This window comes from Paracoccus sp. MC1854 (assembly GCF_014164635.1).
In the GTDB taxonomy this organism is placed as follows: Bacteria; Pseudomonadota; Alphaproteobacteria; order Rhodobacterales; family Rhodobacteraceae; genus Paracoccus.
This window is the reverse complement of sequence record NZ_JACJFU010000017.1, coordinates 32,645-54,637: the sequence shown is the minus strand read 5'-3', so window position 1 is coordinate 54,637 and position 21,993 is coordinate 32,645. Positions and strand designations below refer to the sequence as shown.

Genomic DNA, 21,993 nt, shown 5'->3' with positions numbered 1-21,993 from the left:
TTCTGGAAGAACTGGAATGTCGAGAGCGTCTCGGGGTTCGTCATGGCACGGGCTCCTTCTGGAACCTTTATAATCTAGCTAGCCACGACCGCCAAGCGAAATTTGGCTAGTTATCTATATAGTCCCCTTGAAGAACTGCCAGGCAGGTTCAGTGTTTCACAACGCGTCCGGTTGCCGCAGGCCGCAGGCCGCAGGTCCGAATCGTCTCGCCCCCACCATCTTTCCTATGAACTCCGCCCCCGAGGGGCTTTGCGCGGATAGCGGCTTTCATGGCGCTGTCATCGGGGCTATACCCCGCGCGGACCGTCAAAGGGGTTTAGGCATGGCGAATGTGGTGGTGGTCGGCGCCCAGTGGGGCGACGAGGGCAAGGGCAAGATCGTCGATTGGCTGTCCGAGCGCGCCGACGTGATCGCCCGCTTCCAGGGCGGCCACAACGCGGGCCACACGCTGGTCATCGGCAACGAGGTCTTCAAGCTGTCGCTGCTGCCCTCGGGGATCGTCCGCAAGAACAAGCTGGCCGTGATCGGCAACGGCGTCGTGCTGGACCCTTGGGCGCTGTTTGCGGAAATCGACAAGCTGGCGGGGCAGGGCGTCGCCATTTCCACCGACAACCTGATGATCGCGGAAAACACGCCGCTGATCCTGCCCCTGCACCAGGACCTCGACCGCCTGCGCGAGGAAGCCGCGGGCGCCTCGAAGATCGGCACCACCGGCCGCGGCATCGGCCCGGCCTATGAGGACAAGGTCGGCCGCCGCGCCATCCGCCTTGCCGATCTTTCCGACGAGGAGACGCTGGACCAGCGGCTTGACCGGCTGCTGGCGCACCACGACCCGCTGCGGCAGGGACTGGGGGCCGAACCCATCGACCGGACGGACCTGAAAGCCCGGCTGCTGGAGATCGCGCCGAAGCTGCTGCCCTATGCCCAGCCCGTCTGGAAGATCATGGCCGACGCCCGGAAATCCGGCAAGCGCATCCTCTTCGAAGGGGCGCAGGGCGCTCTTCTGGACATCGACTTCGGCACTTATCCCTATGTCACCTCCTCCACCACCATGTCGGGCGCTGCGGCCAGCGGCACCGGCATGGGGCCGGGCGCGATCGGCTATGTGCTGGGCATCGTCAAGGCCTATACCACCCGCGTCGGCTCCGGTCCCTTCCCGACCGAGCTTGAGGATGAGATCGGCCAGCGGCTGGGCGAGCGTGGGCACGAATTCGGCACCGTCACCGGCCGCAAGCGCCGCTGCGGCTGGTTCGACGCGGCGCTGGTGCGCCAGACCTGCGCCATTTCCGGCGTGAACGGCATCGCCCTGACCAAGCTGGACGTTCTGGACGGCTTCGAGACGCTGAAGATCTGCACCGGCTACACCGTGGACGGCCAGCATTACGACTACCTGCCCATCGCCGCCGCCCTGCAGGCCCGCGCCCAGCCGGTCTACGAGGAGATCGAGGGCTGGTCGGAATCGACCGAAGGCGCGCGGTCATGGGCCGACCTGCCGGCCGCGGCCATCAAGTATGTCCGCCGGATCGAGGAACTGATCCAGTGCCCCGTCGCGTTGCTGTCGACAAGCCCCGAACGCGAGGACACCATCCTTGTCACCGACCCCTTCGCCGACTGATCCATGCGCGTCCTGATCCTCGACGGCCATCCCGACAGCGACCGGCTGACCCAGTCGCTGCTGGACGCCTATGAGGAGGGGCTGCCCCCCGGCACCCGCGTCGCGCGGCTGGCGGTCCGCGATCTCGACTTCGACCCCAACCTGCGGCGCGGCTACGAGACGATCCAGGAATGGGAACCCGACCTGCACCTGCTCTGGCAGGCGATGCTGGCCGCCGACCATATCGTTCTGGGCTTTCCGCTGTGGTGGGGGGCGGAACCCGCGCGGCTCAAGGGCCTGTGGGATCGGCTGATCCTTCCCGCCAAGGCGTTCTCGGTGGCCGAGGGCGCGCTGATGCCCGACCCCATGCTGGCCGGGCGTTCCGTGGACATGATCGTGACGATGGACACGCCGCCGCTGCTTTACCGCCTCGTCATGCGCGACCCCCTAGGCGCGCGAATGGGCTGGCAGGTGCTGGGCTACTGCGGGCTCGACCCGATCCGCCGCATCTATCTGGGCCGCGTCCGCGAGGGCGAGGCGGAACGCAACATGCCCCGCTGGCGCCGCCGCCTGCATGGCGCGGCCGCCACCGCCCTGCGGCTGCGCCGCCGCCCCACCGCTCGCCGCATCGCCGTCGAGGCGCAGGAGCGCGAGACATGAACCTCCAGCAACGCAAGAGATGGTCGCTGGTCCTGCTGCTGGTCTGGATGCCGGTCTGGATCGTCATCGCCGTGACCTTCATCAACTGGCTGGACGCCCGCTTCGGCCGAATGCCGATCTGGGCCGAGGTGCCGGTCTATATCTTCCTCGCCTTTGCTTGGCTGCTGCCCTTCCGCCGCGTCTTCCGGGGCGTTGGTCGGGGGGAATGACGCCGGTCCTGACCTCGGCCGCCGGCGTCACCCTGATCGGCGGCGGCGCGGTGACGGCGGCCGATCTTGCCGAGGCGCTGGCGTTGGCGCCCACCGTGGCGGCCGCCGACAGCGGCGCCGACCGGGCCTTGGCGGATGGCATCATGCCGCAGGCGGTGATCGGCGATCTCGATTCGCTCTCGACGGCGGGGCGCGCGGCCATCCCTCCCGATCGGCTGCACCATGTTCCCGAACAGGAAACGACCGACTTCGAGAAATGCCTGACCCGCATCGCCGCGCCCTTTGTCGTGGCGGTGGGCTTCACCGGCTCGCGCGCCGACCACCTCTTGGCCTGCCTGACCACGCTTGTCCGGGTGCCGCGCCCCTGCCTGCTGCTGGGGGGCGAGGACGCGATCTTCGCCGCCCCCGCCCGGCTGGCGCTGGACCTGCCGCCGGGCACCCGGCTGTCCCTTTATCCCCTCGGCCCCGTCACCGGCACCAGCCGGGGCCTGCGCTGGCCCATCGACGGCCTGACGCTCGACCCCGCCCGGCGCACCGGCACCTCGAACGAGACGACCGGCCCCGTCGAACTGGCGCTCGACGGCCCTTGTCTCGTCATCCTGCCCCGCGCCCAGGCCGCCGCCGCCATCCAGGCCATCACCTCGGCCTGACGGTAGCCTGCGGGCTTCTTCTTCGTCGAAATATCCCCGGGGTGAGGCCCGGAACGGGCCGAGGGGCAGCGCCCCTTGACTCTTGCGCCGCATCTTCCCCTTGCCCGCGCGCCATGCCACCCTGCCACCGCCGCGAAGGAGACACCCATGCCCGTCAAGAACCGCTTTGCCGAGCTTCACCCCGAGATCACCGCCTGGCGGCGGGACTTCCACGAGAAGCCCGAACTGGATTACGACGTCCACCGCACCGCCGCCCGCGTGGCCGAACTGCTGCGCGGCTTCGGCGCCGACGAGGTGACGGAAGGCGTCGGCCGCACCGGCGTCGTCGGCGTCATCAGGGGCCGCAGCGACAGCAGCGGCCGCGTCATCGGGTTGCGCGCCGACATGGACGCCCTGCCGATCACCGAGGCGACGGGCGCCGATTACGCCTCGAAGACCCCCGGCGTCATGCATGCCTGCGGCCATGACGGCCATACGGCCATGCTGCTGGGCGCGGCGAAATACCTGGCCGAGACGCGCAACTTCGACGGCACGGCGGTGGTGATCTTCCAGCCCGCCGAGGAAGCCGGCGGCGGCGGGCAGGCGATGGTGCAGGACGGCCTCGTGGACCGCTGGGGCATCCAGGAGTTCTACGCCATGCACAACCTGCCCGGCCTGCCCGCCGGACAGTTCGCCATCCGCGACGGCGCGATGATGGCCGCCGCCGACACATTCGAGATCCTGCTGACCGGCAAGGGCGGCCACGCGGCCCGCCCCCATGACGGCGTGGACACGACCCTGATGGCCGCGCAGGTGATCGTGGCGCTGCAATCCATCGTCTCGCGCAACGTCGATCCGCTGCACAGCGCCGTGGTCTCGGTCTGCGTGGTCGAGACGAGCAGCCGTGCCCATAACATCATCCCCCAGACCGTCCGCCTGCGCGGCACGGCCCGCAGCCTTGATCCCGCCATCCGCGACCTTGTCGAAGAACGGCTGCACCGCGTCGCGACCGGGGTGGCCGGGGCGATGGGCGGCTCGGCCGAGGTGAACTACCAGCGCGGCTATCCGGTGACGATGAACGACCCGCAGGCAACCCTTCACGCGGCGCAGGTCGCCCGGCAGGTCGCGGGCGAGGTCGACACCGAGATCATGCCGATGATGGCGGGCGAGGATTTCAGCTACATGCTGCTGGAACGCCCCGGCGCCTATATCTTCACGGGCAACGGCGACACGGCGATGCTCCACCACCCGGCCTATGACTTCAACGACGAGGCCATCCCGGCGGGTTCAAGCTGGTATGCTGGCATGATCGAGGCCCGGATGCCCGCCGCGTGACGCAGACCCTTCCGCCCGAGCTTGCGGTCCAGCTTGACCTGCTGGGCCTGGGCGGGGGCTTCGTCCCGCCGACCGAGGTCGGTCTTGCCGCGCGGCAGGGCCTTGCCCTGCGACAGCGGCATGGCCGCGGCGGCACCGAAGTCGGCCTTGCCCGCGCGCAAGGCCTGTCCGCCCTGCGCCCCCATTCAGCCAGAGAGATGCGGGTGATCGCGGTTTGGTTCGCCCGCTTCGGCTATCTGCGCGGGCGGGGGCGCTGGGACGATGCCGCGAACCCCTCGACCGGCTACATCGCCTGGCTGCTCTGGGGCGGCGATGCCGGGCGCGACTGGGTCGAGGCCCGCCGCGCCGACTGGTCGTGACCCGGCGCGGGCCTCAGCTTCGATAGACCTCAAGCTCGGGCAGGTCGGTCAGGTCCGCGCCCAGCGTGGTCAGCGCCGGCAGCGACACCTGGCTGCCCGCCGAGGCCGGACCGGGCAGGGGGATCAGGTCCACGTTCACCGACCGCCCCGAGGCCGCGTCCACGATCCGCCCCTTGCCTGGCGCGCTGACCAGCGGCGTCTTGATCCAGAACCCGCCCTCGGTCGCGTCGCCCAGCGAGGCGATGGTGGTGCCGAGCCGCCCGCCCGCCGCGCTCGGCCGCGTGGCCGCCGCCTTCTCGGCGGCCGAGGCGTCAAGCTGCGCCACCGACTGCGAGCCTGCCGGCCGCTGCAGCGAACCGGCCGCCACCGTGGGCGCGGCGCTGACCGTCGCCGCCGGGGTCCGCGGGGGTGGCGCGGGCCGCAGGTCGGACATCATGTCGCAGCCGGCCAGCGCCAGAACCAGCGCGGCGGACGAAAGAATGGGGCGGATCGTCATGTCGTATCCCTTGTGCATGAGATGTGCATCGACCGTGCATGGCCTGTGACCGCGATTTTGCGCCGCTGGCCGTCCCGCTGTCCACGCCCGGCGCGCGCCCCGGCGGCAAGCCGCCAACCTTGTGCCCCGGACGCCACGGACCTATGTTGCCCCCATGACTGCAGCTCCCCTGATCGACCCCTTCGCCCGCCCGATCACCTATCTGCGGGTGTCGGTCACCGACCGCTGTGATTTCCGCTGCACCTACTGCATGGCCGAGCACATGCAGTTCCTGCCGAAAGCCGAGCTGCTGACGCTGGAGGAACTGGAACGCCTCGCCGGCGCCTTCATCGACCTCGGTGTGCGCAAGCTGCGGATCACCGGGGGCGAACCCTTGGTGCGACGCAACATCATGTCCTTCTTCCACGTCATGTCCGACCGGCTGGGGCAGGGGCTGGACGAGCTGACCCTGACCACCAACGGCAGCCAGCTTGCCCGCTTTGCCGAGGAACTGGCCGAGTGCGGGGTGCGCCGCATCAACGTCTCGCTGGACACGCTGGACCCCGACAAGTTCGCCGCCATCACCCGCTGGGGCCGCCTGCCGCAGGTCATGGACGGCATCGCCGCCGCCAAGACCGCCGGATTGCGCATCAAGATCAACACGGTAGCCCTCAAGGGCTTCAACGAGGACGAGTTGTTCCCGTTGATCGACTGGTGCGGCGAACAGGGCCACGACCTGACCTTCATCGAGGTCATGCCGATGGGCGACATGGGCGAGGAGGTCCGTCTGGACCAGTACTGGCCCCTCAGCGACCTGCGCCGAAGGCTGGAAACCCGCTTTACCCTGACCCCGCTGGCGGAACGCACCGGCGGCCCCGCCCGCTATGTGCGGCTTGAGGAAACCGGCCAGAAGATCGGCTTCATCACGCCGCTCACGCATAATTTCTGCGAAAGCTGCAACCGCGTCCGCGTCACCTGCACGGGCGAGCTTTACATGTGCCTCGGGCAAGAGGACCGCGCCGACCTGCGCGGACCCCTGCGCGCCAGCCCCGGCGACGCGCCGCTGAAGGACGCCATCCGCGCCGCCATTGCCCGCAAGCCGAAGGGCCACGACTTCGACTATTCCCGCGGAGTCGGCGGTCAGGTGACGCGGCACATGAGCCACACCGGCGGCTGACCTGTAACTACAGCCTGATCCAGACCACGCCGGGCACCATCACGCGCAGCCCTGCATCGCGCGGCTGCGCCTCGTGTTCCCCTCCCGGCATGACCTGGCCGCTGCCGAAGTCTGGCGCGATCCAGCCCCTTCAGTGTGACAGGGGGCCAGCCGTGGATGAGGGACGCGCCGCCTGCTGTGCGGTCGTGGGCGGCGGCGCGAAGGACGGGCAGGGGACGATCCCGCCTTGTCACACGCGCGGGTAGGGAAAACCCGAGCCGCTGATCCGGCAAGACGGAACCGCTGTGGCCCTTACGCCGAGGCGCCGTCGTAGTGGCTTGACTCCAGCGTCCGCGCGTCCACCCCCTCGAGGCAGTTGACGTTGATCGCCACCATCTTCTGCCCGTTCTGTTCGCCATAGGCGAAGGGTTCGATGCCGCAAACAGGGCAGAAGCGGTGCGAGATGACCTGCTCGTTGAACCTGTATTCCGTCGTCGGCCCGTCCGAGGTCAGCCGGAACGCCTGCCTCGGAACAAAGGCCAGCACCGATCCCAGCCTGCGGCAGCGCGAGCAGTTGCAGGTGACGGTCTGGTCCAGGTCGGCGTCCACCTTGAAGGCGATGGCGCCGCATTGGCAACTGCCGGCATGATGTTGCGCGGCCATGGGTCATCCTCTCATTTCACGGTAATGCGGCCGTTCAATGCAGGGGCATAGCCCAGCCCCTGCCGCGACAGCCAGTCGGCCAGAATCTCGGCCAGATCGGGGCCGAAGTCATAGGCGTCGGTTCCCTCGGTGGCGAACATCGCATAGCCGTCGCCACCGCCGCGCAGGTAGTTGTTGGTGACGATGCCATAGGTCGCCGCGGGGTCCAGCGGCGCCCAGCTTTCGCCCGTCCGAACCTGAACGTCGCTGATCCGGCTGCCCGCGGGCGCTGCGGGATCAATCGCATAGCGTAGCCCCGCGACCTGGGCGAAGCGGCCTGCGCCATCCTCGATCTCGCTGGCGCCGTTTTCCAGCGCGGCCAGAACGGTCGAGCCCTTGGCGCGGAAGGTAGAAAGCGAGTTCTGGAAGGGCAGGACGTCATAAACCTCTCCCATCGTCACCGGCCCTGCGTCGATCGAGGCGCGCAAGCCCCCGCCGTTCTGGATTGCGATGCTGACGCCCTGATCTGCCACCCGCGCCAGCATCGCATCGGCCACGACATTGCCCATGACGCATTCCCGTGCCCGGCAGTCGGCCCGGTCAGCGCCCAAGGGAACGGCGATCTCGGCCACCTGCTTGCGGCGCAGCTCCTCAAGCGGCCGGGCCAGTTCCTACACGCGGGCGACGATGGTGTCGTCCTCGGGGTGGCTGGCGTCCAGGAGGATCGGCGCACCCTCGGCTGCGGTCAAGCGGCCCTGGTCGTCGAAGGTCAGCTTCAACTCGCCGAGGTATTTCCCATAAGCGTAGGCAGTTGCGACCGGAACCTCGGCGCCGCTCGAAGCTGTGACGCGCGTCGGATAGGGGCCAGCGGCGCCCTCCATCTCTCCCAGCAGCGTGTGGCTGTGGCCGCCGATGATGGCATCGAGGCCGGGCACCCCTGTGGCGAACTCAAGGTCACTGCTATAGCCCACATGGGTCAGCGCGATGATCTTGTCCACGCCCTCGGCTTCCAGCGCCTGCACCCCGGCCTTGAGGCTCTCCATGTCGTCCAGGAAGATCACCGAGGGACCGGGCGAAGCCGTCTCGGGCGTGTCCATCGCCAGCGCCGAGACGAGGCCGATCTTCTCTCCGCCCACCTCCAGCGTGACCGTATGGCGCAGCTTGCCCGCCAGCAGGTTCGATTGCGAGACGTCGAGGTTGCCCGACATGACCGGGAACTCCGCCCCGTCCAGCAGGACCGCCGCGCCCTCGGGGCCATCGTCGAACTCGTGGTTGCCGAGGCTCATGGCGTCATAGCCGATGGCGTTCATGAACTCGACCGTGTCCCGGCCCTTGTAGGTCGTGTAGAACAGCGATCCCTGATACTGATCGCCCGCGTCTAGCACGATCACGTTGCCGCCCTCGGCCCGGATTGCGTCCCGCCGCGCGTCGATGGCGGCCTTCAGCCGCGCCACGCCGCCGAAGCATTCGTTCTTCGCCAGCGTTTCGGCGTCGCAGGTCGAATCGAAGGCATTGATCGGCTCGATCCGGCTGTGGAAATCGTTGGTGTGCAGGATGTGCAGCACGTAGTCGGCCTGCGCGGTGCTGGCGAAGGCGACCAGCGCCGTGGTCAGAAGCAGTCGGGTCATGGCGGACTCCGTCAGGGGATCAGGTTCAGCCTGCCAGTGGCACGCTCATGTGACAAGCTGACTTCAGCGCAGATGTTCGCCTGATGTTCTTTCCGGCTTGCGTTTCGCGCAGGCGACCATATCTGATGCCCTTGTCCCCCCGAGAGGTCCGCATGGAACAGAAGTTCATCGAGGTGCGCGGCGCGCGCGAGCATAATCTCAAGGGCGTGGACATGGACATTCCGCGCGACTCGCTGGTGGTCATCACCGGGTTGTCGGGGTCGGGGAAGTCGAGCCTCGCCTTCGACACGATCTATGCGGAAGGCCAGCGGCGCTATGTCGAGAGCCTGTCGGCCTATGCGCGGCAGTTCCTCGACATGATGGGCAAGCCGGACGTGGACCATATCTCGGGCCTGTCGCCGGCGATTTCCATCGAGCAGAAGACGACCTCGAAGAACCCGCGTTCGACGGTGGGGACGGTCACGGAAATCTACGACTACCTGCGGCTGCTGTTCGCCCGTGCAGGGACACCGTATTCCCCGGCGACCGGCCTGCCCATTGAGGCGCAGCAGGTGCAGGACATGGTGGACCGGGTGATGGCGCTGCCCGAGGGGACGCGCGCCTTTCTGCTGGCCCCCATCGTCCGCGACCGCAAGGGCGCTTACGAAAAGGAACTGCTGGACCTGCGGAAAAAGGGCTTCCAGCGGGTCAAGATCGACGGCGCGTTCCACGAGCTTGATACGCCGCCCACGCTGGACAAGAAGTTCCGCCACGACATCGACGTGGTGGTGGACCGCATCGTCGTGCGCGAGGGGCTGGAAACGCGGCTGGCCGATAGCTTCCGCACGGCGCTGGACCTTGCGGAAGGCATCGCGGTTCTGGAAACCGCGCCTTCCGAGGGTCAACCCGAGCGCATCACCTTCTCGGAAAACTTCGCCTGCCCGGTCAGCGGCTTCACCATCCCCGAAATCGAGCCGCGCCTGTTTTCCTTCAACGCGCCATTGGGCGCCTGTCCCGCTTGCGACGGGCTGGGGGTGGAACTGTTCTTCGACGAACGCCTGGTCGTTCCCGACACCGGCCTGTCGGTGGCGCAAGGGGCCATCGCGCCCTGGGCCAAGTCCAAGTCGGCCTACATGACTCAGACGACCAATGCGCTGGCCGCGCATTACGGCTTTGACCGCAAGACGCCGTGGCGCGACCTGCCGGACCATGTGCGCCACGTCCTGATGCACGGCTCAGGCGCTGAGGAAATCCGCTTCCGCTTCGACGACGCGGGCCGCGTCTACGAGGTCAGCCGCACCTTCGAAGGCGTCATCCCCAACATTGAGCGCCGCTGGCGCGAGACCGACTCGTCCTGGTCGCGCGAGGAGCTTGAGCGTTACCAGAACAGCCGCCCCTGCCATGTCTGCGACGGCAACCGGCTGAAGCCCGAGGCACTGGCGGTGAAGATCGCTGGCCGCCATGTCGGTCAGGTCACGGACCAGTCGATCCGAGAGGCGCTGGCATGGGTCGAGGACGCCCCGAACCATCTGTCGAATCAGAAAAACGAGATCGCCCGCGCCATCCTCAAGGAAATCCGAGAGCGGCTGGGGTTCCTCGTGAACGTGGGGCTGGACTACCTGACGCTTTCCCGCGCGGCGGGCACGCTGTCGGGCGGCGAAAGCCAGCGCATCCGGCTGGCGTCGCAGATCGGCTCGGGCCTGACGGGCGTGCTCTATGTGCTGGATGAGCCCTCCATCGGCCTGCACCAGCGCGACAACGACCGGCTGCTGGAGGCGCTGAAGGGGCTGCGCGATCAGGGCAACTCGGTGATCGTGGTCGAGCATGACGAGGATGCGATCCGTCATGCCGATTACGTCTTCGACATGGGACCGGGTGCGGGCGTCCACGGCGGCGAGGTCGTGGCCAAGGGCACGCCCGCCGAGATCGAGGCCAACCCGGACAGCCTCACCGGGCAGTATCTCTCCGGCGCGCGCGAGATCGAGGTTCCAGCCGAACGCCGCAAGGGCAACGGCAAGGCCGTGACGGTGGAAGGGGCGACGGGCAACAACCTCAAGGACGTGACCGTCGATTTTCCCTTGGGCCGGTTCGTCTGCATCACCGGCGTGTCCGGCGGCGGCAAGTCCACGCTGACGGTCGAGACGCTGTTCAAGACGGCCTCGATGCGGCTGAACGGCGCGCGGCAGACCCCCGCGCCCGCCCGCGCGATTAAGGGGCTGGAGCATCTGGACAAGGTCATCGACATCGACCAGCGCCCCATCGGCCGCACCCCCCGGTCGAACCCGGCGACCTACACCGGCGCCTATACCCATATCCGCGACTGGTTCGCCCGCCTGCCGGAATCCAAGGCGCGCGGCTACGGCCCCGGCCGCTTCAGCTTCAACGTCAAGGGCGGGCGCTGCGAGGCCTGCCAAGGCGACGGCGTCATCAAGATCGAGATGCACTTCCTGCCCGACGTCTATGTCACCTGCGAAACCTGCAAGGGCAAGCGCTACAACCGCGAAACGCTGGAGGTCGAGTTCAAGGGCAAGTCCATCGCCGACGTGCTGGACATGACCATCGAGGACGCGCAGGAGTTCTTCAAGGCGGTGCCCTCGATCCGGTCCAAGATGGACGCGCTGGTCCAGGTGGGACTGGGTTACGTCAAGGTCGGGCAGCAGGCGACGACGCTGTCGGGCGGCGAGGCGCAGCGGGTGAAGCTGGCCAAGGAACTTTCCCGAGCTTCCACCGGCAAGACGCTGTATATCCTAGACGAACCGACCACAGGCCTGCATTTCGACGACACCCGCAAGCTGCTGGAGGTGCTGCAGCGGCTGGTCGATCAGGGCAACACGGTGGTGGTGATCGAGCATAACCTCGACGTCATCAAGACCGCCGACTGGATCATCGACATCGGCCCCGAAGGCGGTGACGCCGGGGGTCGCATCGTGGCCGAGGGAACGCCCGAGGATGTGGCGCAGGTCACGGAAAGCTACACCGGCCACTATCTGGCGCCGATGCTGGAAGTGGCGGCGCGACGGCGCGATGCCGCGCCCAAGGCCAGACGCGCGCGGGTGTCTGCGGCCTGATGCCGCGGTGATGGGGGCAGGGGCAACCCTTCGGCCGCCGGTTCGTTCCCTTTCCGGGCGAACTGGCGAAGGAGGCTTTCATGTCCGACATCACATTCGACTTCTCGGGCCGCGTGGCGATCGTGACCGGCGCGGGGTCCGGCATTGGCCGCGCCATCGCGCTTGAGCTGGCGCGTTCCGGCGCAGGCGTCGTCGTGGGCGATCTTCAGCAGGGCGTGGCCGACAAGGTCGCGGCCGAGATTGAGCAGGCGGGCGGCAAGGCGCTGGGCGTCTCTGGCGACGTGGCCGACCCGGCCAATGCCGAGGCGCTGGTGCGGGCTGCCGAAAGCCTGCCCGGAACGCTGGCGATGGCGGTCAACAACGCGGGCATTGGCGGTCCTCATGCCGATGCGGGGGACTATCCGGTAGACGACTGGAACAGGGTCATCGACATCAACCTGAACGGCGTCCTTTACGGGATGCGGGCGCAGCTTGCGGCGATGGCGAAGGCGGGGACGAAGGGGTCCATCGTCAACATGGCCTCGATCCTCGGCAGCGTGGGATTCGCCGGGTCCAGCGCCTATGTCGCGGCCAAGCACGGCGTCGTCGGCATGACCAAGAGCGCCGCATGGGAATACGGATCACGCGGGATTCGAGTCAACGCGGTGGGGCCGGGCTTCATCCTGACCCCGCTGGTGGAATCGAGCATGGATGACGCAGCGCTGCAGGGACTGGCCGAGCGCCACGCCTTCGGCCGTCTCGGCACCCCCGAGGAGGTCGCCGCCCTGACCCTATTCCTCTTGTCTGACCGGGCGAGCTTCATCACCGGCAGCTATCATCTGGTGGACGGCGGCTATACCGCCACCTGAGGATGCGGCGAAAGCGGCGGGTTCCATTGACCCTTGGTGCGGGCGGGGCTAAATGAGGCTCAGCCAACCCACGCGGGCACAAGCACCCGCGTCGTCAGGGGAGCCCGCCTCTTGGACTATCTCGTATCCGAATACCTGCCCGTGCTGGTCTTCCTGGGCATGGCCTCGGCGCTGGCGATCATCCTCGTGCTCGCAGCCGCCATCATCGCCGTCCGCAACCCGGACCCCGAAAAGACCAGCGCCTATGAATGCGGCTTCAACGCCTTCGACGATGCGCGCATGAAGTTCGATGTCCGCTTTTACCTCGTCTCGATCCTGTTCATCATCTTCGACCTGGAGGTGGCCTTCCTGTTCCCCTGGGCGGTCAGCTTCGCCACGCTGTCCGACGTGGCTTTCTGGTCGATGATGGTCTTCCTGGCCGTCCTGACGATCGGCTTTGCCTATGAATGGCGGAAAGGGGCGCTGGAATGGGCGTGATGGACGAAACGCGCGGAGATCCAGGCGCAGCCGGGCAGACCGGCGCGAATCCCGGCTCGGCTATCGGCACCGGCACGGGGCCGGCGCATCATGGGGCGCATCCCACCCACACCAAGTCGGGCCTGATCTTCCCGGGCGGCGTCCAGACCGGCCCGAACACGGCCGGTCCCGACCGCGACGTGGCGACACAGGCCCTGAACCGCGAATTGCAGGACAAGGGCTTCCTGCTGACCACGACGCAGGACATCATCGCCTGGGCGCGCAACGGCTCGCTGCACTGGATGACCTTTGGCCTTGCCTGCTGCGCCATCGAGATGATGCAGGTCTCGATGCCGCGCTATGACCTCGAACGCTTCGGCACCGCGCCCCGCGCATCCCCGCGCCAGTCGGACCTGATGATCGTCGCCGGCACGCTGACCAACAAGATGGCCCCGGCGCTGCGCAAGGTCTATGACCAGATGCCCGAGCCGCGCTATGTGATCTCGATGGGGTCCTGCGCGAATGGCGGCGGCTATTACCATTACAGCTATTCCGTCGTGCGCGGCTGCGATCGGGTCGTGCCGGTGGACATCTATGTCCCCGGCTGTCCGCCCACGGCCGAGGCGCTGCTGTATGGCATCCTGCAACTGCAGCGGAAGATCCGCCGCACCTCGACGTTGATGAGGTAAGCGATGGCCGTCTATCCCGATCCCGAGGCGTTGGCCGAACTGGGCGAGACCATCGCCGCTCGCCGCCCCAATGACGTGCTGGGCTACGAGGTCGCCTTTGGCGAGTTGAACCTGACGATCCACGCAAGTTCCATCGTCGGGCTGGTGCAGGCGCTGCGCGACGACCCGGCCTGTCGCTTCGGCACGCTGGTGGACATCACCGCGGTCGATTACCCGCAGCGGCCGGCGCGCTTCGACGTGGTCTGGCAATTCCTGTCGATGTACACCAACCAGCGGATCCGCCTGAAGGCCGCGATCCGCGAGGACGAGCTGGTGCCCTCGATCACCAGCGTCACCCCCGCCGCCGACTGGTTCGAGCGCGAGGTCTTCGACATGTTCGGCATCCTCTTTTCGGGCCACCCGGACCTGCGCCGCATCCTGACCGACTACGGCTTCAAGGGCTACCCGCTGCGCAAGGACTTCCCGACGACCGGCTATGTCGAGGTCCGCTACGACGACATCGAGAAGCGCGTCGTCTACGAGCCCGTCAGCCTGCCGCAGGAATACCGCAAGTTCGACTTCCTGTCCCCGTGGGAGGGCGCGAATTACGTTCTGCCGGGCGACGAGAAGGCCCCCGCCACCACCGGCGTCACGGCGGACGGCAAGAAGTGATGCGCGGGCGCCGGGACCATCGTCCCGGCGCACCGGCAGTGAAATTCGCCGGGCGGCTGGCCGACAGCCCCGCTCGCGTCGCAGCAAGAGGGTAGGCCGATGGACGGCGACATCCGCAGCAACACCTATGACGACGGCAGCTTCGACGTGCTGACCGGCGAACAGCGCATCCGCAACTTCAGCATCAACTTCGGGCCCCAGCACCCGGCGGCCCATGGCGTGCTTCGCATGGTGATCGAGCTTGACGGCGAGATCGTCGAGCGTTGCGACCCCCATATCGGCCTGCTGCACCGCGGCACCGAAAAGCTGATGGAAGACAGGACCTACCTGCAGAACCTGCCCTATCTGGACCGGCTGGATTACACCTCGCCCATGTGCCAGGAACATGCCTGGTGCCTGGCGATCGAAAGGCTGACGGGCGTGGAGATCCCCCGCCGCGCCAGCCTGATCCGTGTTCTCTATTCCGAGATCACGCGCATCCTGAACCACCTGCTGAACGTCACGACCGGCGCGATGGACGTGGGCGCCCTGACCCCGCCGCTCTGGGGGTTCGAGGAACGCGAGAAGCTGATGATCTTCTACGAGCGGGCCTCGGGCGCGCGGCTTCACTCGGCCTATTTCCGACCTGGCGGGGTGCATCAGGACCTGCCGCCGAAGCTGCTGGACGACATCGACGACTGGGCGGTGCAGTTTCCGTCCAAGGTCAACGACCTCGACATGCTGATCACCGAAAACCGCATCTTCAAGCAGCGGACCGTGGATATCGGCATCGCCACCGAACAGGACGTGGTGGATCGGGGCTGGTCAGGGATCATGGCCCGCGGCTCCGGCCTCGCCTGGGACCTGCGCCGCTCGCAGCCCTACGAATGCTACGACGAGTTCGAGTTCGAGGTGCCGGTCGGCACCAATGGCGACTGCTACGACCGCTACCTGCTGCGGATGGAGGAGATGCGGCAATCAACCCGCATCATCCGGCAGGCCGTCGCCAAGCTGAAGGCCGAGCCTGCGGGCGACGTGCTGGCGCGGGGCAAGCTGACCCCGCCCAAGCGCATCGACATGAAGCGCGACATGGAAAGCCTGATCCACCACTTCAAGCTGTATACCGAGGGCTTCAAGGTTCCGGCGGGCGAGGTTTATGCCGCCGTCGAGGCGCCCAAGGGCGAGTTCGGCGTCTACCTGGTCAGCGACGGCACCAACAAGCCCTACCGCGCCAAGCTGCGCGCGCCGGGCTTCCTGCATCTGCAGTCGATGGACTGGCTGGCCCGCGGCCACATGCTGTCCGACGTGACCGCCCTGATCGCCACATCGGACGTCGTCTTCGGAGAGGTGGACCGTTGATCGCCCGTTCCACCCTGTCCGCCCTGCCCGGAGTCTTCGCCTGATGCTGCGCCGCCTGTCCCCCGTCCAGCCCGAGTCCTTCGAGTTCACGCCCGCGAACCTTGAATGGGCGCGGGCGCAGATGACCAAATATCCCGAAGGCCGCCAGCAGTCCGCGGTGATCCCGCTGCTGTGGCGGGCGCAGGAACAGGAGGGCTGGGTGTCCCGCCCGGCCATCGAATATGTCGCCGATCTTTTGGGGCTGTCCTACATCCGCGTGCTGGAAGTCGCGACCTTCTACTTCATGTTCCAGCTTCAACCCATTGGCCGGATTGCGAACATCCAGATTTGTGGCACCACGACCTGCATGATCTGCGGGGCCGAGGACCTGATGCGCGTCTGCCGCGAGAAGGTCGCGCCGACCCCGCATACCATTTCCGCCGACGGCAATTTCTCGTGGGAAGAGGTCGAGTGCCTCGGCGCCTGCACGAACGCGCCGATGGTCCAGATCGGCAAGGATTACTACGAAGACCTGACTGCCGAGAAGCTGTCGGAGCTGATCGACGCGCTGGCGGCGGGACAGGTGCCCGTGCCGGGTCCGCAGAACGGCCGCTTCTCCTCGGAACCCTTGGGCGGTGCGGTGGCGCTGGCCTCGATCGAGCGGGCCGAGAAGATGAACGCTTCGGCCGCGCTGGCGGTGAAGCTGCGCGACACGGTCAAGCGGATCGACGGGACCGAAGCACCGATCCTGACGCCCTGGAAGCGGCCCGAGGAGGTCAGCGGCGACGCCGAGCATGATCCGACCCCCGGCGAGGGGCGCCCGATCGACAAGACCGGGGTCACGGTGCAGGAGGCGCCGGGAACCTCGGCGGCGCGGCCGCCATCCAAGCGCGAGCCGGCCGGCCAGCCCGCCGACGCGAAGAGCACCGATTGAACTGACACCCACAGGGGGACCCGATGAGCACCTGCGCCCGCCAATGCTGGATCTTCGCCGCCGTCATGGGGGTGGTCGTGTTCGCCTTCGGGGCGGGCAGCGTCGGGACCGTTCCGGGGCTGTTTCTCGGGTTGGTGACGGCCGGCCTTCTGGGCGGGCTGCTGATCATCCTGTTCTGCCAGGGTGCCGACGACGTCGAGGAATGGGCACGCCCCGTTGACAGCGCCAAGGACCCTGACGTGCCCGGCGCCCGCTCGATCCGGCGCGACGGGGCGCCGGTGGCGCAGGTCCCGATTGCACGGCCCCAGCGGCCCGAGGGGATGGATGGGGCACCGCATGGGGCCTCGGTTCAGGCGGCGCAGGCCGTGACCTTCGGCGCGGATGGGTCCGGGCCGAATACGACGGACGCAAGCCGGCTGGCCCGTCGTGCGAAGGCCGCCGTTCTTGCGGAAGTGCCCGAAACGGCGCATTCCGGTGCGGTGGGGCATGGTGAATCGGCATGACGCCGGTGCGGCCCTCTGGCGATACCGGGCAGATGCGGCTGGCGGGTGGTGTCATCGCCACGGCCATGCTGTTGTGGCTTGCCGCCAACTGGGCGGGCCGGCGCTTCGGCTGGCCCTCGGAATACGCCTTTCTCGCCGATCTGGCGGCGATCGGGGCACTTGTCTGGTCGCTTGCGGTGACCTGGCGGATCTGGCGGCGGCGTGACGACGCGCCGCGCGAACGATAGGACGACACACGCGATGCTGAGCGATCAGGACCGGATCTTCACCAACCTTTACGGGATGGGCGACCGCAGCCTTAAGGGCGCGCGGGCACGCGGCCATTGGGACGGCACGGCAGACATCATCGCGCGGGGCCGCGATGGGATCATCGACGAGATGAAGAAATCCGGGTTGCGTGGCCGCGGCGGCGCGGGCTTCCCGACCGGGATGAAGTGGTCCTTCATGCCCAAGGAATCGGACGGACGGCCGTCCTATCTGGTCATCAACGGCGATGAATCCGAGCCCGCGACCTGCAAGGACCGCGAGATCATGCGCCACGATCCGCATACGCTGATCGAAGGCGCGCTGATCGCCGGCTTCGCCATGGGCGCGCATACCGCCTATGTCTACCTGCGCGGCGAGTTCGTCCGCGAGCGCGAGTCGCTGCAGGCCGCCATCGACGAATGCTATGACGCTTGCCTGCTGGGCCGGAACGCGGCCAATTCCGGCTGGGACTTCGACATCTTCCTGCACCACGGTGCCGGGGCCTATATCTGCGGCGAGGAAACCGCGCTGCTGGAAAGCCTTGAAGGCAAGAAGGGCATGCCCCGGATGAAGCCGCCCTTCCCGGCGGGGGCTGGCCTCTACGGCTGCCCGACCACGGTGAACAACGTGGAATCCATCGCTGTGGTCCCCACCATCCTGCGGCGCGGGGCCGAGTGGTTCGCGGGCTTCGGCCGCCCGAACAACGCGGGCGTCAAGCTGTTCGGCCTGACCGGGCACGTCAACACGCCCTGCGTGGTCGAGGAAGCCATGTCGATCCCGATGCGCGAGCTGATCGAGAAGCACGGCGGCGGCATCCGCGGCGGCTGGAAGAACCTCAAGGCGATCATCCCCGGCGGCGCGTCCTGTCCCGTGATCCCCGCGCATCTGTGCGAGGATGCGATCATGGACTTCGACGGGATGCGCGAGCTGAAGTCGTCCTTCGGCACCGCCTGCATGATCGTGATGGATCAGTCCACCGACATCATCAAGGCGATCTGGCGGCTGTCGGCCTTCTTCAAGCATGAAAGTTGCGGCCAATGCACCCCCTGCCGCGAGGGCACCGGCTGGATGATGCGTGTGATGGACCGGCTGGTGCGCGGCGAGGCGGAGGTCGAGGAGATCGACATGCTGCTGGACGTGACCAAGCAGGTCGAGGGGCACACGATCTGCGCGCTCGGCGATGCCGCGGCCTGGCCGATCCAGGGCCTGATCCGGCATTACCGCGAGGAAATCGAGGACCGCATCAAGGCCAAGCGCACCGGCCGCATGGGCGCGATGGCGGCGGAGTGAGGCGTGAAGGGCCAGATCCTCCATATCGACGCGCAGTCGGGCAACGGTGTGATCACCGGCGCCGACGGCCGCCGCTATGCCTTCGGCGAGGCTGACCTGCTGGGCAGCGGGCAGATCGCCCGCGCGGGCGTGCCGGTGGATTTCCAGCCGCAGGGTGATGCGGCGGTCCAGATCTATCCCGACCCCAATACCCCCGCCGCCTTTGCATATGGCGACAAAAACAAGTTCATCGCCGGGCTGCTCGCGCTGTTCTTCGGCACCTTCGGCGTCCACAAGTTCTACCTCGGCTTCAACAAGGCCGGGCTGATCATGCTGGCCTGCACGCTGCTGGGGTGGGTCGTCTTCTTCCTGCCGACGATGATCGTGGGCGTGATCGCCTTCATCGAGGCAATCATCTACATGACCCGTTCGGACGAGCAGTTCCACGAAACCTACGAAATCCGCCGGAAGGAATGGTTCTGATGGCGGGATCGAGCCGGGATCACGCCCGCATGACTGCCTCGTGTGCGGCGGTTCGCGGCCTTTGTTCCTATGTTGCAGGCATCCGCAACAAGGGAAACGCCATGACCGGAAAGACAGTTGCCGCCCTGACCGCCGCGATGATGACGCTGGGGGCGCTGGCCACCCCCGCCGCCGCGCTGGAGCCGCTGAGCCAGGAACGCTACATCAACGACCGACTGATCGCCGCGCGCATTGCCGACCGCATCCGCCGTGAATGCCCGACACTGGGCGCGCGGATGATCTATGCCTACAGCCAGGCCCGCGCGCTGGAACGCTATGCGCTGGACAAGGGCTATTCGCGCGCGCAGGTGGATGCCTTCCTTGACAGCAAGGAAGACCGCAGGCGCATCTATGCAGTGGCCGAGGATTACATGGCCCGTAACGGCGTGAAGAAGGGCGATCCCGAAAGCTACTGCCGCCTCGGCCGTCAGGAAATGGCGGGCGGGACCGTGACCGGCTCGCTGCTGGTGGCGAAATGAAGCAGGCGGTGCGCTGGATCGGGATCGGCATCACCGTGGCCGCCGCCGCGACGATGCTGCTGGCGGATGTGGCGCTTGCCGCATCCTCGGACGCAGCCGGGCGCCAGCCGCCCGCCACCAATGCGCGGGTAGGGGGCTTGCAGGCGGCCATGCCGCATGGCTTTCCCTCGACGCCGGGCCGGACGTCGGATGGTCCCGTGACCTATCGTCGCGCTGTCCAGCCGGTGACGACAATTGTCGACGCCGGGCCATGGACCGGGTATCAGCAGAAGACCTTTGTCCATCTGGACTGAGGCAAAGCGCAAGGCACGCAGATGAGCAATCTCCGCACCATCAAGATCGATGACCAGTTGATCGAGGTCGACCCGAACATGACCCTGCTGCAGGCCTGCGAGCAGGCGGGGATCGAGGTGCCGCGCTTCTGCTATCACGAGCGCCTGTCCATCGCCGGCAACTGCCGCATGTGCCTGGTCGAGGTCGTGGGCGGCCCGCCCAAGCCCGCGGCCTCCTGCGCGATGCAGGTGCGTGACTTGCGCCCCGGACCCGAGGGCGCGCCATCGGAAATCCGCACGAACTCGCCCATGGTGCGGAAGGCGCGGGAAGGGGTGATGGAGTTCCTGCTCATCAACCACCCGCTCGACTGCCCGATCTGCGACCAGGGCGGGGAATGCGACCTGCAGGACCAGGCGATGGCTTACGGCGTCGATTTCGGCCGCTACCGCGAGCCGAAGCGGGCGAACGAGGATCTGGACCTGGGGCCTCTGGTCGAGACGCACATGACCCGCTGCATCAGTTGCACCCGCTGCGTGCGCTTCACGACCGAGGTCGCGGGTATCGAGCAGATGGGCCAGACGGGGCGCGGCGAGGACTCCGAGATCACCTCTTACCTGGGGCTGACGCTGGATTCGAACCTGCAGGGCAACATCATCGACCTCTGCCCGGTGGGGGCGCTCGTCAACAAGCCCTATGCCTTCACCGCCCGCCCGTGGGAGTTGCGGAAGACCGAATCCATCGACGTGATGGACGCGCTGGGGTCGTCGATCCGCATCGACACCAAGGGGCGCGAGGTCATGCGCATCCTGCCGCGCAACCATGACGGCGTGAACGAGGAATGGATCAGCGACAAGACCCGCTTCGTCTGGGACGGGCTGCGCCGGCAAAGGCTGGACAAGCCTTACCTGCGCGAGAACGGCCGGCTGCGTCCCGCAAGCTGGTCCGAGGCGCTTGAGGCCGCGGCCTCGGCGATGAAGGGCCGCAGGGTCGCCGGGCTGGTGGGCGATCTCGCCCCGGTCGAGGCCGCCTTCGCGCTGAAGCAGCTTGTCGAGGGCTTGGGCGGCTCGGTCGAGTGCCGCACCGACGGGGCCAGGCTGCCCGCAGGCAACCGCGCGGGCTATGTCGGCACCGCCATGATCGAGGAGATCGACAGCGCCCGCCGCATCCTGCTGATCGGCACCAATCCGCGCGTCGAGGCGCCGGTCCTGAACGCACGCATCCGCAAGGCCTGGGCGCATGGGGCGCAGATCGCGCTGCTGGGCGAGGCTGCCGACCTGACCTATGACTACGACCATCTCGGCAGCGACCGCGATGCCTTGGCGAAGCTGCTGGACGATGACCTGACGAACACGGCCGGCACGCCCGGTATCGTCATCATCGGGCAGGGCGCGCTGCGCGAGGCAGACGGCGCGGCTGTTCTCGGCCATGCGATGCGGATCTGCGAACTTGGCGATTGCAAGCTGCTGGTCCTGCACACCGCCGCTGCCCGCGTAGGGTCGATGGACGTGGGCGCCGTGACCGAAGGCGGCCTGAACGCGACCATCGAGGGGGCCGAGGTCATCTACAGCCTCGGCGCTGACGAGGTCGAGATCGCGCCGCGCGTCGAGGGCGGGCCCTTCGTCATCTATCAGGGCAGCCACGGCGACCGGGGCGCGCACCGCGCCGACCTGATCCTGCCCGCCGCCTGCTACACCGAGGAAAGCGGGCTGTTCGTCAACACCGAGGGCCGCCCGCAGCTTGCCATGCGCGCCAATTTTGCCCCCGGCGAGGCCAAGGAGAACTGGGCGATCCTGCGCGCCCTGTCGGCCGAACTGGGCCTGACCCAGCCGTGGAACAGCCTCGCCGAGCTTCGCCGGGCGCTGATCGACGCCGTGCCGCATCTGGCGCAGATCGACGCGGTGCCCGCGAATGCGTGGCAGCCGGTCGAACCCGGCCAGCTTGGCCGCGCGAGCTTCCGCAACGCGGTCCGCGATTTCTACCTGACGAACCCTATCGCCCGGTCATCGCCGCTGATGGCCGAGCTTTCAGCAATGGCAGCGGCACGCCGGGCACCGGCATTGGCAGCGGAGTAA

23 protein-coding genes and 1 pseudogene are annotated in these 21,993 nt (G+C 67.6%); 21 read left to right on the top strand and 3 right to left on the bottom strand.

Annotation, left to right across the window (positions count from 1 at the left end; genetic code table 11):
* Positions 1-322 precede the first annotated feature (322 nt).
* The 6 genes from H5395_RS12845 to H5395_RS12820 all read left to right on the top strand — a co-directional run bounded on the left by H5395_RS12845 (position 323) and on the right by H5395_RS12820 (position 4,786).
* A complete protein-coding gene (locus H5395_RS12845; protein WP_182792975.1) occupies positions 323-1,615 on the top strand; it encodes an adenylosuccinate synthase in 1,293 nt (430 codons plus the stop codon).
* A 3-nt stretch (positions 1,616-1,618) separates the two neighbouring features.
* Positions 1,619-2,254 carry an NAD(P)H-dependent oxidoreductase gene (locus tag H5395_RS12840; protein ID WP_182792974.1) on the top strand — a complete coding sequence of 212 codons (636 nt, stop codon included), beginning with the start codon at positions 1,619-1,621 and terminating at the stop codon, positions 2,252-2,254.
* Complete coding sequence (locus tag H5395_RS12835) at positions 2,251-2,463, top strand: DUF2842 domain-containing protein (RefSeq protein WP_182792973.1); 213 nt, start codon at positions 2,251-2,253, stop codon at positions 2,461-2,463. The genes H5395_RS12840 and H5395_RS12835 overlap by 4 nt, the downstream gene beginning before the upstream one ends.
* Positions 2,460-3,113, top strand: coding sequence for a thiamine diphosphokinase (locus tag H5395_RS12830; RefSeq protein ID WP_182792972.1), 654 nt, complete (start codon positions 2,460-2,462; stop codon positions 3,111-3,113). Before H5395_RS12835 ends, H5395_RS12830 begins: the two co-directional genes overlap by 4 nt.
* A gap of 147 nt (positions 3,114-3,260) precedes the next feature.
* Positions 3,261-4,427, top strand: coding sequence for a M20 aminoacylase family protein (locus H5395_RS12825; protein WP_182792971.1), 1,167 nt, complete (start codon positions 3,261-3,263; stop codon positions 4,425-4,427).
* Positions 4,424-4,786 carry a hypothetical protein gene (locus H5395_RS12820; protein WP_220495025.1) on the top strand — a complete coding sequence of 121 codons (363 nt, stop codon included), beginning with the start codon at positions 4,424-4,426 and terminating at the stop codon, positions 4,784-4,786. Before H5395_RS12825 ends, H5395_RS12820 begins: the two co-directional genes overlap by 4 nt.
* Positions 4,787-4,799: 13 nt before the next feature.
* Here the strand turns inward: H5395_RS12820 and H5395_RS12815 are convergent, their stop codons facing one another.
* Entirely contained in the window at positions 4,800-5,282 is a 483-nt protein-coding gene (locus tag H5395_RS12815; protein ID WP_182792970.1) for a hypothetical protein, read from the bottom strand.
* Positions 5,283-5,436: 154 nt separating this feature from the next.
* On the opposite strand from H5395_RS12815, the gene moaA reads away from it, so the two are divergent.
* Complete coding sequence (gene moaA / locus H5395_RS12810; protein ID WP_182792969.1) at positions 5,437-6,438, top strand: GTP 3',8-cyclase MoaA; 1,002 nt, start codon at positions 5,437-5,439, stop codon at positions 6,436-6,438.
* 291 nt (positions 6,439-6,729) lie between these two features.
* Here moaA and H5395_RS12805 read toward each other — a convergent pair whose 3' ends face one another.
* Complete coding sequence (locus H5395_RS12805; protein WP_182792968.1) at positions 6,730-7,080, bottom strand: GFA family protein; 351 nt, start codon at positions 7,078-7,080, stop codon at positions 6,730-6,732.
* 11 nt (positions 7,081-7,091) lie between these two features.
* Positions 7,092-8,687 (bottom strand): annotated as a pseudogene (locus H5395_RS12800) (bifunctional UDP-sugar hydrolase/5'-nucleotidase).
* A 152-nt stretch (positions 8,688-8,839) separates the two neighbouring features.
* Here H5395_RS12800 and uvrA point away from each other — a divergent pair.
* From uvrA to nuoG, 14 genes are all read left to right on the top strand, one after another.
* Positions 8,840-11,734 (top strand): excinuclease ABC subunit UvrA, encoded by a 2,895-nt coding sequence (uvrA, locus tag H5395_RS12795; RefSeq protein WP_182792967.1) that lies wholly within the window; start codon positions 8,840-8,842, stop codon positions 11,732-11,734.
* Positions 11,735-11,823: 89 nt separating this feature from the next.
* A complete protein-coding gene (locus tag H5395_RS12790) occupies positions 11,824-12,582 on the top strand; it encodes an SDR family NAD(P)-dependent oxidoreductase (protein WP_200559498.1) in 759 nt (252 codons plus the stop codon).
* A gap of 159 nt (positions 12,583-12,741) precedes the next feature.
* Entirely contained in the window at positions 12,742-13,059 is a 318-nt protein-coding gene (locus tag H5395_RS12785) for an NADH-quinone oxidoreductase subunit A (protein ID WP_370576452.1), read from the top strand.
* 125 nt (positions 13,060-13,184) lie between these two features.
* Positions 13,185-13,727: an NADH-quinone oxidoreductase subunit B family protein gene (locus H5395_RS12780; RefSeq protein WP_182792980.1), complete on the top strand. Its 543-nt coding sequence runs from the start codon at positions 13,185-13,187 to the stop codon at positions 13,725-13,727.
* Between the two features lie 3 nt (positions 13,728-13,730).
* Positions 13,731-14,378, top strand: coding sequence for an NADH-quinone oxidoreductase subunit C (locus H5395_RS12775; RefSeq protein ID WP_182792964.1), 648 nt, complete (start codon positions 13,731-13,733; stop codon positions 14,376-14,378).
* A 99-nt stretch (positions 14,379-14,477) separates the two neighbouring features.
* Positions 14,478-15,716 (top strand): NADH-quinone oxidoreductase subunit D, encoded by a 1,239-nt coding sequence (locus H5395_RS12770; RefSeq protein WP_182792963.1) that lies wholly within the window; start codon positions 14,478-14,480, stop codon positions 15,714-15,716.
* A gap of 43 nt (positions 15,717-15,759) precedes the next feature.
* On the top strand, positions 15,760-16,629 hold the full coding sequence (gene nuoE, locus H5395_RS12765) for an NADH-quinone oxidoreductase subunit NuoE (RefSeq protein ID WP_182792962.1): 870 nt from the start codon (positions 15,760-15,762) through the stop codon (positions 16,627-16,629).
* 23 nt (positions 16,630-16,652) lie between these two features.
* Positions 16,653-17,132: a hypothetical protein gene (locus tag H5395_RS12760; RefSeq protein WP_182792961.1), complete on the top strand. Its 480-nt coding sequence runs from the start codon at positions 16,653-16,655 to the stop codon at positions 17,130-17,132.
* Entirely contained in the window at positions 17,129-17,359 is a 231-nt protein-coding gene (locus H5395_RS12755; protein WP_182792960.1) for a DUF5337 domain-containing protein, read from the top strand. Before H5395_RS12760 ends, H5395_RS12755 begins: the two co-directional genes overlap by 4 nt.
* Before the next feature lie 13 nt (positions 17,360-17,372).
* Positions 17,373-18,668, top strand: a complete 1,296-nt coding sequence (gene nuoF, locus H5395_RS12750) for an NADH-quinone oxidoreductase subunit NuoF (RefSeq protein ID WP_182792959.1) — start codon at positions 17,373-17,375, stop codon at positions 18,666-18,668.
* A gap of 3 nt (positions 18,669-18,671) precedes the next feature.
* Positions 18,672-19,130, top strand: a complete 459-nt coding sequence (locus H5395_RS12745; protein WP_182792958.1) for a TM2 domain-containing protein — start codon at positions 18,672-18,674, stop codon at positions 19,128-19,130.
* A gap of 101 nt (positions 19,131-19,231) precedes the next feature.
* On the top strand, positions 19,232-19,648 hold the full coding sequence (locus H5395_RS12740; RefSeq protein WP_234450844.1) for a DUF5333 domain-containing protein: 417 nt from the start codon (positions 19,232-19,234) through the stop codon (positions 19,646-19,648).
* 8 nt (positions 19,649-19,656) lie between these two features.
* Complete coding sequence (locus H5395_RS12735) at positions 19,657-19,941, top strand: hypothetical protein (protein ID WP_182792957.1); 285 nt, start codon at positions 19,657-19,659, stop codon at positions 19,939-19,941.
* Between the two features lie 21 nt (positions 19,942-19,962).
* Positions 19,963-21,993, top strand: a complete 2,031-nt coding sequence (nuoG, locus tag H5395_RS12730) for an NADH-quinone oxidoreductase subunit NuoG (RefSeq protein WP_182792956.1) — start codon at positions 19,963-19,965, stop codon at positions 21,991-21,993.

Bases quoted from the DNA above. Each gene is read 5' to 3' on its own strand.
- nuoE (WP_182792962.1), top strand. From the start codon at position 15,760: ATGCTGCGCCGCCTGTCCCCCGTCCAGCCCGAGTCCTTCGAGTTCACG.
- H5395_RS12845 (WP_182792975.1), top strand. From the start codon at position 323: ATGGCGAATGTGGTGGTGGTCGGCGCCCAGTGGGGCGACGAGGGCAAG.
- nuoG (WP_182792956.1), top strand. From the start codon at position 19,963: ATGAGCAATCTCCGCACCATCAAGATCGATGACCAGTTGATCGAGGTC.
- uvrA (WP_182792967.1), top strand. From the start codon at position 8,840: ATGGAACAGAAGTTCATCGAGGTGCGCGGCGCGCGCGAGCATAATCTC.
- H5395_RS12805 (WP_182792968.1), bottom strand. From the start codon at position 7,080: ATGGCCGCGCAACATCATGCCGGCAGTTGCCAATGCGGCGCCATCGCC.
- H5395_RS12760 (WP_182792961.1), top strand. From the start codon at position 16,653: ATGAGCACCTGCGCCCGCCAATGCTGGATCTTCGCCGCCGTCATGGGG.
- H5395_RS12755 (WP_182792960.1), top strand. From the start codon at position 17,129: ATGACGCCGGTGCGGCCCTCTGGCGATACCGGGCAGATGCGGCTGGCG.
- H5395_RS12840 (WP_182792974.1), top strand. From the start codon at position 1,619: ATGCGCGTCCTGATCCTCGACGGCCATCCCGACAGCGACCGGCTGACC.
- H5395_RS12825 (WP_182792971.1), top strand. From the start codon at position 3,261: ATGCCCGTCAAGAACCGCTTTGCCGAGCTTCACCCCGAGATCACCGCC.
- H5395_RS12740 (WP_234450844.1), top strand. From the start codon at position 19,232: ATGACCGGAAAGACAGTTGCCGCCCTGACCGCCGCGATGATGACGCTG.
- H5395_RS12785 (WP_370576452.1), top strand. From the start codon at position 12,742: ATGGCCTCGGCGCTGGCGATCATCCTCGTGCTCGCAGCCGCCATCATC.
- H5395_RS12775 (WP_182792964.1), top strand. From the start codon at position 13,731: ATGGCCGTCTATCCCGATCCCGAGGCGTTGGCCGAACTGGGCGAGACC.
- H5395_RS12815 (WP_182792970.1), bottom strand. From the start codon at position 5,282: ATGACGATCCGCCCCATTCTTTCGTCCGCCGCGCTGGTTCTGGCGCTG.
- moaA (WP_182792969.1), top strand. From the start codon at position 5,437: ATGACTGCAGCTCCCCTGATCGACCCCTTCGCCCGCCCGATCACCTAT.
- H5395_RS12770 (WP_182792963.1), top strand. From the start codon at position 14,478: ATGGACGGCGACATCCGCAGCAACACCTATGACGACGGCAGCTTCGAC.
- H5395_RS12835 (WP_182792973.1), top strand. From the start codon at position 2,251: ATGAACCTCCAGCAACGCAAGAGATGGTCGCTGGTCCTGCTGCTGGTC.
- H5395_RS12830 (WP_182792972.1), top strand. From the start codon at position 2,460: ATGACGCCGGTCCTGACCTCGGCCGCCGGCGTCACCCTGATCGGCGGC.
- nuoF (WP_182792959.1), top strand. From the start codon at position 17,373: ATGCTGAGCGATCAGGACCGGATCTTCACCAACCTTTACGGGATGGGC.